The organism is Bisbaumannia pacifica (assembly GCF_007989625.1).
GTDB lineage: Bacteria > Pseudomonadota > Gammaproteobacteria > Pseudomonadales > Halomonadaceae > Bisbaumannia > Bisbaumannia pacifica.
Genome location: NZ_BJUK01000040.1, coordinates 18,105 through 31,895, shown reverse-complemented (window position 1 = coordinate 31,895; position 13,791 = coordinate 18,105). Strand labels below are relative to the sequence as shown.

14 protein-coding genes are annotated in these 13,791 nt (G+C 69.2%); 5 read left to right on the top strand and 9 right to left on the bottom strand.

Annotation, left to right across the window (positions count from 1 at the left end; genetic code table 11):
• Positions 1 to 90 precede the first annotated feature (90 nt).
• Positions 91 to 507 carry a hypothetical protein gene (locus tag HPA02_RS14450; protein WP_146803910.1) on the bottom strand — a complete coding sequence of 139 codons (417 nt, stop codon included), beginning with the start codon at positions 505 to 507 and terminating at the stop codon, positions 91 to 93.
• Complete coding sequence (locus HPA02_RS14445; protein WP_146803909.1) at positions 507 to 1,448, bottom strand: J domain-containing protein; 942 nt, start codon at positions 1,446 to 1,448, stop codon at positions 507 to 509. The genes HPA02_RS14450 and HPA02_RS14445 overlap by 1 nt, the downstream gene beginning before the upstream one ends.
• Positions 1,449 to 1,565: 117 nt before the next feature.
• On the opposite strand from HPA02_RS14445, the gene HPA02_RS14440 reads away from it, so the two are divergent.
• On the top strand, positions 1,566 to 2,981 hold the full coding sequence (locus HPA02_RS14440; RefSeq protein WP_146803908.1) for a hypothetical protein: 1,416 nt from the start codon (positions 1,566 to 1,568) through the stop codon (positions 2,979 to 2,981).
• 43 nt (positions 2,982 to 3,024) lie between these two features.
• Entirely contained in the window at positions 3,025 to 3,441 is a 417-nt protein-coding gene (locus HPA02_RS14435; protein ID WP_146803907.1) for a glutaredoxin family protein, read from the top strand.
• 66 nt (positions 3,442 to 3,507) lie between these two features.
• Here HPA02_RS14435 and HPA02_RS14430 read toward each other — a convergent pair whose 3' ends face one another.
• Genes HPA02_RS14430 through rbsK form a run of 5 tightly spaced genes read right to left on the bottom strand, consistent with a single transcriptional unit; the run spans position 3,508 to position 8,669 of the window.
• Positions 3,508 to 4,773: a NupC/NupG family nucleoside CNT transporter gene (locus HPA02_RS14430; RefSeq protein WP_146803906.1), complete on the bottom strand. Its 1,266-nt coding sequence runs from the start codon at positions 4,771 to 4,773 to the stop codon at positions 3,508 to 3,510.
• 43 nt (positions 4,774 to 4,816) lie between these two features.
• Positions 4,817 to 5,632 (bottom strand): outer membrane protein OmpK, encoded by an 816-nt coding sequence (locus tag HPA02_RS14425; protein ID WP_146803905.1) that lies wholly within the window; start codon positions 5,630 to 5,632, stop codon positions 4,817 to 4,819.
• Positions 5,633 to 5,659: 27 nt separating this feature from the next.
• Positions 5,660 to 6,727 carry a transaldolase gene (gene tal / locus HPA02_RS14420; protein ID WP_146803904.1) on the bottom strand — a complete coding sequence of 356 codons (1,068 nt, stop codon included), beginning with the start codon at positions 6,725 to 6,727 and terminating at the stop codon, positions 5,660 to 5,662.
• Positions 6,724 to 7,710, bottom strand: coding sequence for a nucleoside hydrolase (locus HPA02_RS14415; protein ID WP_146803903.1), 987 nt, complete (start codon positions 7,708 to 7,710; stop codon positions 6,724 to 6,726). Before HPA02_RS14415 ends, tal begins: the two co-directional genes overlap by 4 nt.
• An 11-nt stretch (positions 7,711 to 7,721) precedes the next feature.
• On the bottom strand, positions 7,722 to 8,669 hold the full coding sequence (gene rbsK / locus HPA02_RS14410; RefSeq protein ID WP_244945930.1) for a ribokinase: 948 nt from the start codon (positions 8,667 to 8,669) through the stop codon (positions 7,722 to 7,724).
• A gap of 455 nt (positions 8,670 to 9,124) precedes the next feature.
• Between rbsK and HPA02_RS14405 the strand changes: the two genes are divergently transcribed.
• Positions 9,125 to 10,132: a substrate-binding domain-containing protein gene (locus HPA02_RS14405; protein WP_186810000.1), complete on the top strand. Its 1,008-nt coding sequence runs from the start codon at positions 9,125 to 9,127 to the stop codon at positions 10,130 to 10,132.
• 46 nt (positions 10,133 to 10,178) lie between these two features.
• The gene (gene gfa, locus HPA02_RS14400) at positions 10,179 to 10,757 is read left to right on the top strand and encodes an S-(hydroxymethyl)glutathione synthase (protein ID WP_146803901.1); all 579 of its coding nucleotides are present in this window, start codon (positions 10,179 to 10,181) and stop codon (positions 10,755 to 10,757) included.
• 171 nt (positions 10,758 to 10,928) lie between these two features.
• On the opposite strand, the gene HPA02_RS14395 is transcribed toward gfa, so the two are convergent.
• On the bottom strand, positions 10,929 to 11,531 hold the full coding sequence (locus HPA02_RS14395; RefSeq protein WP_146803900.1) for a class I SAM-dependent methyltransferase: 603 nt from the start codon (positions 11,529 to 11,531) through the stop codon (positions 10,929 to 10,931).
• Between the two features lie 212 nt (positions 11,532 to 11,743).
• Between HPA02_RS14395 and HPA02_RS14390 the strand changes: the two genes are divergently transcribed.
• Entirely contained in the window at positions 11,744 to 12,424 is a 681-nt protein-coding gene (locus tag HPA02_RS14390; RefSeq protein WP_146803899.1) for a CBS domain-containing protein, read from the top strand.
• A gap of 60 nt (positions 12,425 to 12,484) precedes the next feature.
• On the opposite strand, the gene HPA02_RS14385 is transcribed toward HPA02_RS14390, so the two are convergent.
• Positions 12,485 to 13,606, bottom strand: a complete 1,122-nt coding sequence (locus HPA02_RS14385; protein ID WP_146803898.1) for an aminotransferase class V-fold PLP-dependent enzyme — start codon at positions 13,604 to 13,606, stop codon at positions 12,485 to 12,487.
• Positions 13,607 to 13,791 lie beyond the last annotated feature (185 nt).

Genomic DNA, 13,791 nt, shown 5'->3' with positions numbered 1-13,791 from the left:
TCGGGGTGTAAATGAGTACTTTGATCGGACTCGCGCACGAGCCGATTTTTAACGCCGTATGGCCGAGCGCAGCCAGTCTTCGGACATAGCCTAGCCCAGTAGCCAGTGGCAGGCGGCGGCCCCCAGGGCCAGACCGAGCAGGAAGAGGCCGAGCCCCAGGGCCGGGGCCCGCCAGCGGCGCCAGCGATCGTGGGCCAGGGCGGCACGGCTCAGGCGCCGCATCAGGGCCTCGTGGTGGGAGCCGGCCAGGTCGGCGGGGCAGGAGAAGTCGTCGGCCAGGCTATCCCGCCAGTGGGCGCCATGGGTCAGGCCGAGGCGCGCCCGCAGCCGGCCGATATCGCCGAGGGTGGCGTGGAGGGCGTCGTATTCCCGGCGATGCTCGGCCACGCTCAGTGCCGCCTCGGCATCGCGCCGGAGGGTGCGGTGCTCGCAGGCCTCGAGGGCCCGGCCCAGCGCCTCGTTATCGCTGTCCGGCGTCACCCCCAGGCGACGGTAGAGATCACGCATCAGGAGACCTCCCGCATCAGGAAGTCATAGGCCTGCTTGATGCGCTGGAAGCGCCGCGAGGCGCTGGCCATCACCGCCTCGCCCTCGGCATGGAAGCGATCCGGGTGGTGGGCCTGGGCCAGGCGGCGATAGGCGCGGCGGATCTCCTGGCGGCTGGCGCCGTCGGAGAGCCCCAGCACCTGGAGGGCGCGGCTCTGGCGCCCGGGGGGCGGCTGGTGCTGGCGCCGCTCGCGCCACTCCTGCTCGCCTTGGCGCCGCTCCCGCTCCTCTCGGCGTCGCCGTGCCTCGTCGTCTTGCCGGCGTTGCTCCTGGCGGCGCCGCTCTTCTTGGTGGCCCCTGCGCTTCTCGCCGTCCTCGTTTCGCTTGCGCCTGGCCTCGTCCCGTTGCCTGCGCTCCGCGTCGCGCTTTCGCTCCTCGCTCGCCCGGGCCTGCGCTTCGGCCTGGCGGCGCGCCTCCTCCTGGCGCGCGCGCTCCTCGAAGTGGGGCTGCCAGTAGGCGTGGCGGCTAGGATCGTCGGGCTCCTTCAGCGGGCGCTGGCTGGTGGCTTCGAAGAGAGCGGCGAACTCCTGAGGAGGGACACCCAGCAGGTCGGCGAGAAAGCGCAGCACATGATGGTTGGCCGGGCTCGGCTCGCCCTGGCCGGCGGCCAGGGCGATGGCCAGGCGCAGGAAGGGGTAGCCGCCCCGGGCCTCCCGTTGCAGTACCTCGGCGGCCAGCTGGATGGCGTCCAGGTCCTGGGCGGTGGCGATCTCCAGCAGCGGCTCCAGGGCATGGCCGTGGCGAAAGTCCCGGGTCAGGCTCGCCAACCGCGCGCGCTGGGTCTCGCCCACCGGCCCCTGATTGACCAGCACCCAGCCCAGCAGCAGCAGGGCGGCGGTGTCGGCCTGGTGGCGGCTGGTGAGGAGTAGCCGCTCGAAGGGCGTGAAGCGGGCGATGGACATAACGGGCTCCGGGGCATGGGCTGGGTCGGCTCGCCTGGCGACATATCGGCGGCGGGGCGGCAAACTTGAATCGCCCCCCTGTGATATAAAGGGAAGATCGGGGCGGAGGGCAAGTCATTGATCACGCTGGAGCGCAGGGACGGGTTTCATCTCAAGCTGTCACGGGTGCTGCGGGAGTCCACCTCCCACAAGCTCGACCTCTACCTCTTCGTGCCCGCCGAGCTGGACCTCTCCGCCGAGGTGATCTCCGAGCAGGCCTTCTACCATCACGCCATTCACCTCAGCCGCACCTACTACAGCGACCGCCATCAGCTGCCCCTGGTGCATAGCCGCCTGGCGCGACGCAGCGAGCCGGGCAGCGACCAGTATCGCCTGAGCCTGAGCCTCTATGCCTACCAGTATGTGGTGGCCCTGGAGCGCTCGGTGCGCGAGCTGCGCGCTTATCTCCGGGAGTCGCGGGGCGACAAGCGCCGTGAGGCGAGGCATGAGGAGGCCACGGCGTTGGAGGCGCGCGTCGAGGAGGTCCTGGCCCTGGCCCTGGATATCCTCAAGCGGCTGCGGCGCAGCGTGCCGGAGCGCGAGAGCCTGCTCAAGTACTACACCAATATCGACAATTACCTCTCCTGGTTCACCGAGCAGCGGCTGCTCGAGCTGCTCGCCCAGTTGCCCCGGGAAGCGGACTATGCCGGCGTGCGTCGGCGCCTGGTGGCGCTCTGTCGGGCGGAGGCGGCGCACCGCGAGGCCGAAGAGTACAACTCGCCGCGGGTGGTGGAGGATCCTACCCGCCTGTCCAACAAGATGCGCCTGTTACGGCGCCTGATCGAGTACCCCCTGACCCTGCGCCAGCGCACCCAGGAGCTGGGCGGCGGCGAGCAGAAGGCGGTCAAGGCCCTGGCCACGGCGGTGGTGATGATCTTCGTCTCCCTAGGGCTGCTCCAGGCCCGGGAGTCCCTGGGCGATATCACCCTGCTCTTCGTGCTGGCGATGGCGGCGATCTATGCCCTACGCGAGGTGTTCAAGGACGACCTGCGCAATACCCTGTGGCGGCTTCTGCGCAAGGGGCGCCCCAAGTGGCGGCGCCAGTACCTGGACCCCACCAGTCAGGCGCTGGTCGGGCGTCAGCTGGAGTGGTGCGACTACCAGCGCTACGCCAAGCTGGATGACTCGATCAAGTGGGCGCGCAAGCGCAACCTGGCCCAGCGAGAGGAGGTGGTGCTGCACTACCGCTCCAGCTCGCGGCTGTCGCCGACCCGCTTCCTGAGCGGCTACGAGCAGGTGCGCGAGACCCTGACCCTCGACCTGAGCCTGGTGGCCCGGCTGATGGACAAGGCCAGCCACCTGGTCTATCGCCTCGAGGGCGAGGAGGTGAGTCGCGAGCGGGTGGAGCGTCGCCACCTGATCAACCTGGTGACCCGGGAGCGCCGCGGTGACGGCGAGGCGGTGATCCAGCGCTGGAAGGTGGTGATGAATCGCTCGCGAATCGTCGATATCGAGGAGGTGGCGGTGGCCCCCCGACAAGAGCGGGGGCAATAGGGTATGCTGGCGCGTTAGCTTTCCCCATCATCACGAGGATGCCATGCGAGTGTTGATCCGCTACTTCTTTCGCACCCTGCGCCTGCTGCTGACGCCGCCGATGCTGCTGGCCGAGAAACTCTCCACCCCCAAGGCGGCGGTGAGTCGCAGCGACGAGGCCCAGGCCGAGGTGGATCGCCAGTGTCGGTCGCTGGCGCTCTACCAGTTCCGCGCGTGCCCCTTCTGCGTCAAGGTGCGCAAGGAGATGGCGCGCCTGGGACTGACCATCGAGCGGCGCGATGCCCAGCGTGATGCCGGCCATCGCCAGGCGCTCGAGGCCGGCGGCGGCCGGGTCAAGGTGCCCTGCCTGCGTATCGAGCAGGCCGACGGTGGTGTCGAGTGGCTCTACGAGTCCGACGCGATCAACGCCTGGTTGCGCGAGCGCTTCGCCACGAGCGAGGCCGTGCCCCAGCAGGGCTGACGACTCCCGTGGTTCCCGCACGCCCCCGGCGGCTTCGTTGCGCCGGGGGCGTCGTCGTTTCGGGGACTACGCCAGGGCCAGGAAGAAGCCGGCGATCGAGGCCGACATCAGGTTGGAGAGGGTGCCGGCGAGCACCGCCTTGAGGCCGAGGCGGGCGATATCGTGGCGGCGGCTGGGGGCGATGCTGCCTAGGCCGCCCAGCAGGATGGCCACTGAGGCCAGGTTGGCGAAGCCGCACAGGGCGAAGGAGAGGATCGCCACCGTATGCGGGGTCATCGCCTCGCCGGTGGCCGCCACCAGCTGCTCGCCCGAGATATAGGGCGCCAGGTTGATATAGGCCACGAACTCGTTGACCACCAGCTTCTGGCCGAGGAAGGAGCCGGCCAGCGTCGCCTCCTCCCAGGGAATGCCGAGCAGGAAGGCCAGCGGCGCGAAGAGCCAGCCGAGCAGCAGCTCCAGGCTCAGCGACTCCATGCCCAGCCAGCCGCCGAGGCCGCCCAGCATGCCGTTGATCAGGGCGATCAGGCCGATAAAGGCGAGCAGCATGGCGCCCACATTGGCGGCCAGCTTGAGTCCCGAGGTGGCCCCGGCCGCGGCGGCGTCGAGCACATTGCTGGGGTGGTCCTCCTCCGCCACGAGGCGCGCCTCGGCGGCGGAGACGCTGTCCTCCGGGGTCTCGGTCTCGGGTAGGATCAGCTTGGCGAACAAGAGCCCGCCCGGGGCGGCCATAAAGGAGGCGGCCACCAGGTACTCCATGGGAATGCCCAGCGCCGCATAGCCGGCCAGCACCGATCCGGCCACCGAGGCCAGGCCGCCGCTCATCACCGCGAACAGCTGCGACGGGGTCATCCGCGCGATAAAGGGGCGCACCACCAGGGGCGCCTCGGTCTGGCCGACGAAGATATTGGCGGTGGCCGACAGCGACTCGGTGCGCGAGGTACCCAGCACCCGCTGCAGGGCCCCGCCCAGCAGGCGGATCACCCACTGCATGATGCCCAGGTGATAGAGCACGGCGATCAGCGAGGAGAAGAAGACGATCACCGGCAACACCTTGATGGCGAACACGAAGCCGACCCCGCCGGGGTCGGCCAGGCCGCCGAACAGGAAATCGATGCCGTCGTTGGCATACAGCACCACCTGGCTGACGGCGGCGGAGACGGCGGCGAGCATCGCCTGGCCGGCGGGCACATAGAGCACGAAGGCGCCGATGCCGGCCTGGATGGCGAAGGCGCCGCCCACGGTACGCAGGCGGATGGCGCGGCGATGGGTGGAGAAGATCAGGGCGATGGCGATCAGGCTCGCCATGCCGACCAGGCTCATGGTGATTGTCATTGGAGTTCCTTCATGATCCGGGCTGTCGAGGCGCGGGGCGCCCTCACAGGAAGTTGAACTTGAGGGTGTAGATCATGGCGTTCTGGTAGGCGTTGGGGGTGCCCAGCTTGTTGTTGGCGTAGCGGTACTGCACCCCGGCGGTGAGCCGCTCATGGGGGTGCCACCAGAGGCTCACCGCGCCATTGGTGCCGACGGAGCCGGCCGGCTCGCCGACATAGTTCTGGGTGAGGTAGGCGTCGTCCCGGTCGAAGGTCTGCTCGTGCCACTGGGTGAGGCTGAAGTCCTGGTCGAAGGCTTGGAAGTCGTAGCCGGCGACCCAGCCGGCCATATAGCCGTTCATGCCGGTATGGCCACTGCTCTGCACCCGGGCCGCGCCGAGGAAGGGCTTGATCCACAGGCCACTCGCGAAGGTATGGCGATAGCCGAGGCCGAGGACCTGGTCCTGCTCGCGGCTGTCGAAGCCCGGGTCGCGGAAGTCATAGACATGGGCATAGAGCGAGAAGGGCGAGTCGCCCAGGTAGAGGTGCGAGGTCAGCTTGGCGGCGGTGCGGCGATTGTCCTGGCCGCCGCTGGCCTCGTCGAAGCGGCTGTTGCCCGGGTTCTCGAGGTCGGCGAAGCCGTAGAACTCGCCCCACTCGAAGCCGACGCCGCCCTCCAGCTCTAGGTAGAAGAAGTCGCCCTTGGCGGCGTTGTCGGCGGTGCGGGCCTCGGTGCCGTCGGACCAGTCCAGGTAGTTGAGCGAGACATTGGCGAAGGACCAGACGGGCGACAGGGTATCGGCCTGGACGCCGGTGGGCAGCAGCAGGGCGCCGCCGAGCAGGGCCGGCAGCAGGCGACGGGAAGCATGGGAAAGAGGCATCTTGTTCTCCTTGTCGGGGTAATGGGCTCAGGCGACTCGCTCGAGCAGGGCATCGAAGGCACGGTCGAAGGCGGCCAGGCCCGCCTCCTGCAGGACCTCGCCCTCGGCGTCGAGGTCGATGCCCAGCTCGGCCAGCTCGGCGAGCCGCCGGCGGGCGGTGGCGAGGTCCCGGGTCAGGGTCTCGGCGGCCTCGCCGTGGTCGGCGAAGGCCTCGAGGGTCGCCGCCGGCACGGTGTTGACGGTGTCGGGGCCGATCAGCTCCTCCACGTAGCGCACGTCGGAGTAGGCCGGGTCCTTGGTGCCGGTGCTGGCCCACAGGCAGCTCGGCGGCCGGGCGCCAGCGGCGCGGAGGGCGGCGAAGTCGTCGCCGCCGAACACCGCCTGCCAGTGGGCATAGCCGGCCCGGGCCGAGGCGATGGCGATGCTGCCGCGAAGCTCGGGGGCGGCCTCCGCCAGGCGCGGGTCGAGGCGGGCATCGACCCGGCTAAGGAAGACGCTGGCCACGCCGCGCAGGCCGGCCACCGGGAGTCCGGCGGCGTGGCGGGCGGCCAGGCCGTCCCGGAAGGCGGCGAAGACGGCATCGAGCTGGCGCGGCGAGAAGATCAGGGTGACGTTGATATTGATCCCGGCGGCGACGGCGTCGCGGATCGCCGGCAGACAGGCCCGGGTCGCCGGGATCTTGATCATGGCATTGGGGCGGTCGATGGCCGCCCACAGCCGGCGGGCCTCGGCCAGGGTGGCGTCGGCGTCCTGGGCCAGGCGCGGCGAGACCTCGAAGCTGACATAGCCCTTGTCACCCCGCGATTCATCGTAGCGGGGGCGCAGCAGGTCACAGGCCTCGCGGATATCGGGCAGCACCAGGGCCTCGAAGCGGCGTTCCGGGTCCGGCTCCGCGGCGCGCAGCCGGGCCAGGTCCTCCCGGTAGAGCGGGTCCTCGGCGATGGCCTGCTGGAAGATCGCCGGGTTGGAGGTGACTCCGGCGATGGCGTCCTCCGCGATCAGGCGGCGCAGCCGGCCACCGCGCAGCAGCTGGCGGGAGAGCTGGTCTAGCCAGACCTGCTGGCCGAAGTCGGCGATGCGGCTCAGTCGACTCATGAGGCGGCCTCCTCGGTGGCGATAAAGGTTTCCATGAAGTGGGTCAGCAGACGCTCGGCGTCCACACCCACGCAGACGCCCTGGGAGGGCAGGCCGTCCCAGTCGCCGGGGGGAAAGTCCCGGTCGTCGGGGCGCTGCAGGGTCTGGCCCATGGCGATGCCGGTCGTCACCGCCCGCATCGGGCCCCGGCGCACCTCGAACAGGCTCGGGTCGATCACATAGGCCACGGCGCTGGAGTCGTGGACATAGCAGCCGTCGATGGCCTCCCGGGCCGAGTAGAAGTCGACGTAGTGGCGGGAGATCTGCCACATGAAGGCGCCATCCTCGCCGCCCTGGTCGCGCAGGCGGGCGAAGTCGGCGTTGCTCATCAGCACCCGGTGGGTCACGTCCAGGCCCACCGCAGTGACCGGCCAGGGAGCGGTGAAGACCAGGTCGGCGGCCAGCGGATCGCCGTGGATATTGGCCTCCGCCGCCGGGGTGACATTGCCGCCCTGGCCGCCGACGCCGAAGGCGCCGCCCATGATCACCACCGCCTTGACCAGCTCGGCGATCGCCGGGTCCTCCTTGAGGGCCAGGGCCAGGTTGGTCAGCGGCCCCACCGCGACCAGGGTCACCTCGCCGGGGTGGGCGCGGACGGTATCGATGATCCAGCGGTAGGCGGGACGCGGGTCCGGCGTGCGGCTCGGCGCGAAGCTCGGGCCGACGTTGCCCAGGCCGTCGTCGCCGTGGACCATGGCCGGCGACGCCGACTTGGCCATCGCCAGGGGTTCCCGGGCGCCGCGGGCGACGGGCGCCTCGATGGCGAAGCGCTCGGCCAGGTAGCAGGCGTTGCGGGTGGTGGTATCGATGTCGGCATTGCCGTGCACGGTGGTGATGCCGAGCAGCTCGATGGCCGGGTGACGATGCAGGAAGAGCAGCGCCATGGCATCGTCGACGCCCGGGTCGGTATCGAAGATCACCTTGTGAGCAGGGGCGGAGGTCATGGGGATTCTCCTCAGGGGGTGACGGGGGGGAGTTCGTGGCGATGGGGGATCGCCGCCTGGGCCCCGGGGCGGGTAACGGCGATGGCGGCGGCGGCCTGGCCTTCCTGGAGCGCCGTGGCCACCTCGGCGCCGCGGGCCAGGGCCGCGGCGAAGGCGCCGACGAAGGTGTCGCCGGCGCCGGTGGTATCCACCGCCGCCACCGGCCGGGCGGGGGCGTGGTGGAGTCCCGATTCGAGCCCCGCCACCACGCCCTGGGCGCCCAAAGTGATCAGCACCCGGCGGCAGCCCAGGGCCTGGAGTCGGGCGATGGCCCGGGCCGCCTGATCGGGGTCGGCCACGGGGCAGCCGCTAAGGGCCTCGGCCTCGCTCTCGTTGACCACCAGCCAGTCGACCAGGGCCAGCAGTTCGCCGGGCAAGGCCATGGCCGGGGCGGCGTTGAGCAGGGTGGTGGCGCCATGGGCACGGGCGCGCTCGAGGGCGCGGCACACCGTCTCGAGGGGCACTTCCAGCTGGCAAACCACCAGTTTGGCCGAGGCCAGCAGGGCCTCGGCGGCGTCCACATCGTCGGGGGTGAGCTCGGCATTGCTGCCGGGGATCACCACGATGCTGTTCTGGCTGGCGTCATCGACCTGGATCATGGCCACCCCGGTCGCCCCGGCGGCGCTGGTGCGCACGGCCTGGTGGCAGATGCCCTGCTGAGAGAGGTTGTCGCGCAGGGCGCGGCCATGGGTGTCATCGCCGAGGCAGCCGACCATCGCCGTGGCGGCACCCAGGCGCGCCGCCGCCACGGCCTGGTTGGCGCCCTTGCCGCCGGGGGTGGTGGCGAAGCCGTGGCCGAGCAGGGTCTCGCCGGGCACGGGATGGCGCGGCGTGCGCACCACTAGGTCCATGTTCAGGCTGCCGACGACGACCACCTCGGCCGTGTCGAGGGGGGGAGTGGGGGAGGTTGCGAATGTCACTGTGTGGATCCTGGGAGTTGGCGGAAAGACACCGAGTCCTGGGGCCGGAGGGCAGGCAGGCGCGGACCGCCGGCGGGGCCGGAGCGGGATGATGCCGAAGCGAGGGCGCCACCCGGAAGGGGGCGGATAGCGTGGTGGGCGCGGGGCGAGTGTCGGCGCCGGCCAGGCGATGCGTGGGTTGCCATCGGGGTACCTCAGGACTTGTGGTTGTTTTTTGCCTACCCTAGGCAAAGAAAAACGTTTGCGCAATCGTTTTCTTTTCTCGGATTCACTAGCCTGTCGATAGGTCGGCGGCACCGCCAGCCCGGCGTCCGCGGCGATTCTTCTCTGCGGCTTAACTAGAAAATCAAGGGGTTATCTTGTGCGGTGCTGGGCGATGGTGGCCCGGATCGCGTATCCTGAGCATCCCGCCCGGGACGATGGGCATTTCACGAGCGCACTGGCGGAGGCTGGCAATGGTGACGATTACCGATGTGGCGAAGGCGGCGGGGGTCTCGGTCTCCACCGTGTCCCATGTGGTGAACGGCACCCGCTTCGTCAAGCCGGAGACCCGGGCCCGGGTGATGGCGGCCATCGAACGCCTCGATTACACCCCCAGCAGCTCGGCGCAGTCGCTGAAGAAGAACGTTACCCATACCGTCGGCATGATCGTCACCAGCTCCACCAACCCCTACTTCGCCGAGGTGGTCTCCGGGGTGGAGGCGGCCCTCTATGCGGCGGGCTTCAACCTGATGCTGTGCAACTCCGGGCGCGATATCGAGCGGCAGCGCAGCTATATCCGTACCCTCAAGGGCAAGCGCATCGATGGCCTGCTGGTGCTGGAGTCGGTGATCTCCGAGGAGTTCCTGGAACTGCTCACCGCTTGCCCCTTCCCGGTGGTGCTGATGGACAACGAGGCCCCGACGCTGGCCAGCGTGGTCGATGATTCCGAGCAGGGCGGTTACCTGGCCACCCGTTACCTGATCGAGCAGGGCCACCGGGCCATCGGCTGCATCACCGGCCCCGCCGACCACTACCAGTCCCGGCAGCGCTATCGCGGCTTTCGCCGCGCCCTGGACGAGGCGGGGCTCGTCCTCGAGGAGGCCTGGGTCCAGGCCGGCAACCTCGAGGTGAGTGGCGGCGAGGCGGCCATCCAGGCCCTGGCCGCCGGGCCGCGGCGCCCCACGGCGCTGTTTGCCTTCAACGACCTGCTGGCCCTGGGAGCCATCGGCGAAGCGACGCGCCGGGGCTGGCGCGTGCCCGAGACGCTGTCGATCATCGGCTACGACGATATCGAGATCGCCCGCCTGCTCACCCCCTCCCTGACCACCCTGCGCCAGCAGACCGATCGCCTGTGTGGCGAGGCCTGCCGGCTGCTGACGGCGGCCATCGCCGCCAAGTCAGCGGTCACCGAGCATGTGCGGATCGCCCCCGAGCGGGTGATTCGCGACTCGGTGTGCGCGCCGCCGACGGATCTACACTGAGGGGTGTCGCGAAGCCTTTTCGGCATCCTCCAGAGGAGGCGTCACCATGAACGATACCGTCAAGCTGCACCCGTCGGTGGATAACGGCATCACACCGGCCGATCCGGCCTTCGATGGGGCCACCCTGCTGTGTCATTGCGAGGAAAATCCCGTGGTGGTGGCCATCCACGAGCAGTGCCAGCACAACCACCTGTGCGGTTGCACCAAGTGCTGGAAGCCCGCGGGGGCGCTGTTCTCCCAGGTGGCGGTGGTGCCCCGGGCCAGTGTGCATGTCATCGCCCACCCGGAGAAGCTCGAGATACTCGACCGCAAGGCGGTGATCCGCCGCCACGCCTGCACCGGCTGCGGGGTGCACCTGTTCGGGCGCATCGAGCAGAAGGATCACCCCTTCCATGGCCTCGACTTTATCCACCCGGAACTCTCCCACCACGGCGGCTGGGCGCCGCCGACCTTTGCCGCCTTCGTTTCGTCGATCATCGAGGCCGGGGTCGACCCGGGACGCATGCCGGTGATTCGCGAGCGGCTGCGCCAACTCGGCCTGGAGCCTTATGACTGCCTGTCACCGACCCTGATGGATGCCATCGCGACGCATGTCGCCAAGGCTAGGGGCGAGCAAGCCGCCTGAGGAGCGCGTCCCGCCGGGCCTCGGTCGGCACTGGCGGTAGCAGGGGCATCGGGGGCGGCAAGTCGATAGGGCTCTCGAGTTCGCCGGCTTAACGCCGGCAGGTAGAGAGGCAGATACCGGTAGCAGGGGCATCGGGGGCGGTACGGTGATAGGGCTCCCGAGTTCGCCGGGTTAACGCCGGCAGGTATAGAGATGGGCCGGCAGGATATTGAGCGGTTCGAAGCCCTTCTCTACCCGCGAGAAGAGCCGCCTGAGGTCGCCGCCCACCTTGGGGGAGAACTGGTAGATCAGCATGGCGCCGTCATCGGCCAGGGCCGCGTGGCTGTCGCCGAGGATACGTTCACGACAGGCGGCGGGCATGGTGCTGAAGGGAATGCCGGCGAGGATATAGTCTGCCGGCGGCAGGCCCAGGCGGCTCAGCTCCGCCTGAATGGTCTCGGCGGAGCCAGCCACCAGCTGCAGGCGGGGGTCGGGGAGGGACTCGCCCAGGTAGGCGACGAACTCCGGGTTGGTCTCCAGGGCCAGCAGGGTGGCATCCGGGGCCAGCCGCGCCAGGATCTCCCGAGTGATGGTGCCCACCCCGGGGCCGTATTCCACCACGACCCGGGCGCGTGCCCAATCCACCGGGGCCAGCAGGCGCCGGACCAGGAAGGGCGAGCTGGGGATGATCGAGCCGAGCATGCGTGGATGCTTGAAGAAATTGCTGGCGAACAGCGAGAGCTGGGCGCGTCGGGAGGGAGCCAGCATGCGACTGGGGCGGTCGGGCACCGTCATGGGAGCACTCCTGGGGGTGGCGGCTATGACTCCACTCTAGGAGGCCGTCGGAGTTAGCGCGAATTGGTCGCCAGGGCGCGGCATGCGCTGGCGAGTCCCGACCGCTTGTCCTGGATCAACCCTGGCGTACCGCCGCTCTGCTACATTCAGAAGATAACGATATGCACCGGGGGTATTCCTGGCCTCCCGGGCACAGCCAACGAGGGAATGCTATGCAAGCCGTGGATATCATGACGCCCAGTGTCGTCACCGTCGCCCCGGATACCCAGGTTCAGGAGGTAGCGCGCCTGTTGCTGGAGAACCATATCAGCGCGGTGCCGGTGGTGGATGCCGAGCAGCGGGTGCTGGGGATCGTCAGCGAGGGCGACCTGCTGCGCCGCATCGAGGGCAGTGGCGAGCGCCCCCGGCACTGGCTGCGCGCCCTGTTCGAGACGCCGGCGAGCCCGCTGGACTATATCAAGTCCCATGGCCGCACCGCCGAGCAGGTGATGACCTCGCCGGTGATCGAGGTCGCCGGCGACATGCCCATCGACGATATCGCCCGGCTGCTGGAGAAACATCGCATCAAGCGGGTGCCGGTCACCGAGAACGGGCGCCTGGTGGGCATCGTCAGTCGTGCCAACTTGCTGCGTGGCTTCTCGGTGGCGGGGCTGGAGGAGGGCGCCACCGTGGACGATCGGGCCATCCGTGATCGCCTCCACAAGGAACTCGAAGAGACCCTCGGCCTGGGCCAGATCAATGTCATCGTGGTTCAGGGCGAGGTGCAGCTGTGGGGCCTGGTGGACAGCAATGAGCAGCGCAAGGCGGCCCAGGTGGCGGCGGAGGACATTCCCGGTGTCAAGCGGGTGGAGAACAACCTGGGCATGCTGCCGCGAGGCATCAACCGGGTCTGATGGCGTCGAGGCGAATGAGCGAAGGGGTGGCCATAGGCCACCCCTTCGTCGTTGGTGCGCTTAGTCCAGTTGATCCAGGGCCGCCGCCAGGGACGCCACGCTGCGCTCCACGTCGAGCAGCTTGTCGAGGCCGAAGAGGCCGATGCGGAAGGTCCGGAAGTCGTCCCCCTCGCCACACTGCAGGGGCACTCCGGCGGCGACCTGTAGGCCGGCGGCCATGAACTTGGCGGCGATGCCGGCGTCCTCGGTGTAGCTGACCACCACCCCGGGGGCGGCGAAGCCCTCGGCGGCCATGCTGACGAAGCCCCGGGCCGCGAGCAGTTCGCGGACCCGGCGGCCGAGTTCCAACTGGGCATCGCGAACCCGCGCGAAACCGACCCGCTCGGTCTCCTCCATGATATCGCGCAGGCGGCGCAGACCATCGGTGGGCAGGGTGGCATGGTAGGCATGGCCGCCCTGCTCGTAGGCCTGCATGATGGCGTGCCACTTGCCCAGGTCCATGGCGAAGCTGCTGCTGGTGGTGGCCTCCAGGCGCTCGCGCCCCCGCGCCGAGAGCATCACCATGGCGCAGCAGGGCGTGCCGCTCCAGCCCTTCTGGGGGGCGCTGATCAGCACGTCCACCCCGGTGGCCTGCATATCCACCCAGAGGGTGCCGGAGGCGATGCAGTCCAGCACCAGCAGACCGCCCACCGCATGCACCGCGTCGGCCAGGCGACGGATATAGTCGTCCGGCAGCAGCATGCCGGAGGCGGTCTCCACATGGGGGGCGAAGACCAGGGCCGGGCGTTCGGCGGCGATGCTGGCCTCCACCTCCTCGATGGGGGCGGGGGCGAAGGGGGCCTGGGCGCCCTCGCCCTGGCGGCGAGCCGGGTGCACCACCTCGCTGGCGGGGATATCGCCCATGGCGAAGATCTGGCTCCAGCGGTAGCTGAACCAGCCATTGCGAATCACCATCACCGCCTGGTCGGTGGCGAATTGACGGGCCACCGATTCCATGCCGAAGGTGCCGCTCCCCGGCACGATCACCGCCGCCTCGGCGGCATAGACTCGCTTGAGGGTGGCGGAGAGGTCGGTCATCACCGTCTGGAAGGCGCGGGACATATGATTGAGGGCGCGGTCGGTGTAGACCACCGAGTATTCCAGCAGACCATCGGGATCCACATCGGGCAGCAGGCCGGACATCGTTTTCTCCTGAGTTGTCGGGGAACTGCTAGCAAGGATATTCGCTCGCTAGGCTAACGACCAGTGCAGACCACCAGGCGGGCCGGGAAAGAGAGTTCGCTTCCGGTCAGAAGAGTAATGCCTGAAAACATTTCATTTGCGCCAGGGAGGCTTGGGGACCACACTTCATCAGGCGTTAAAAAACG

Excerpts from the sequence above, each read along its gene's own strand:
- HPA02_RS14395 (WP_146803900.1), bottom strand. The coding sequence starts at position 11,531 with ATGACGGTGCCCGACCGCCCCAGTCGCATGCTGGCTCCCTCCCGACGC.
- HPA02_RS14425 (WP_146803905.1), bottom strand. The coding sequence starts at position 5,632 with ATGCCTCTTTCCCATGCTTCCCGTCGCCTGCTGCCGGCCCTGCTCGGC.
- HPA02_RS14435 (WP_146803907.1), top strand. The coding sequence starts at position 3,025 with ATGCGAGTGTTGATCCGCTACTTCTTTCGCACCCTGCGCCTGCTGCTG.
- gfa (WP_146803901.1), top strand. The coding sequence starts at position 10,179 with ATGAACGATACCGTCAAGCTGCACCCGTCGGTGGATAACGGCATCACA.
- HPA02_RS14390 (WP_146803899.1), top strand. The coding sequence starts at position 11,744 with ATGCAAGCCGTGGATATCATGACGCCCAGTGTCGTCACCGTCGCCCCG.
- tal (WP_146803904.1), bottom strand. The coding sequence starts at position 6,727 with ATGAGTCGACTGAGCCGCATCGCCGACTTCGGCCAGCAGGTCTGGCTA.
- HPA02_RS14385 (WP_146803898.1), bottom strand. The coding sequence starts at position 13,606 with ATGTCCGGCCTGCTGCCCGATGTGGATCCCGATGGTCTGCTGGAATAC.
- HPA02_RS14430 (WP_146803906.1), bottom strand. The coding sequence starts at position 4,773 with ATGACAATCACCATGAGCCTGGTCGGCATGGCGAGCCTGATCGCCATC.
- HPA02_RS14415 (WP_146803903.1), bottom strand. The coding sequence starts at position 7,710 with ATGACCTCCGCCCCTGCTCACAAGGTGATCTTCGATACCGACCCGGGC.
- HPA02_RS14445 (WP_146803909.1), bottom strand. The coding sequence starts at position 1,448 with ATGTCCATCGCCCGCTTCACGCCCTTCGAGCGGCTACTCCTCACCAGC.
- HPA02_RS14450 (WP_146803910.1), bottom strand. The coding sequence starts at position 507 with ATGCGTGATCTCTACCGTCGCCTGGGGGTGACGCCGGACAGCGATAAC.
- HPA02_RS14405 (WP_186810000.1), top strand. The coding sequence starts at position 9,125 with ATGGTGACGATTACCGATGTGGCGAAGGCGGCGGGGGTCTCGGTCTCC.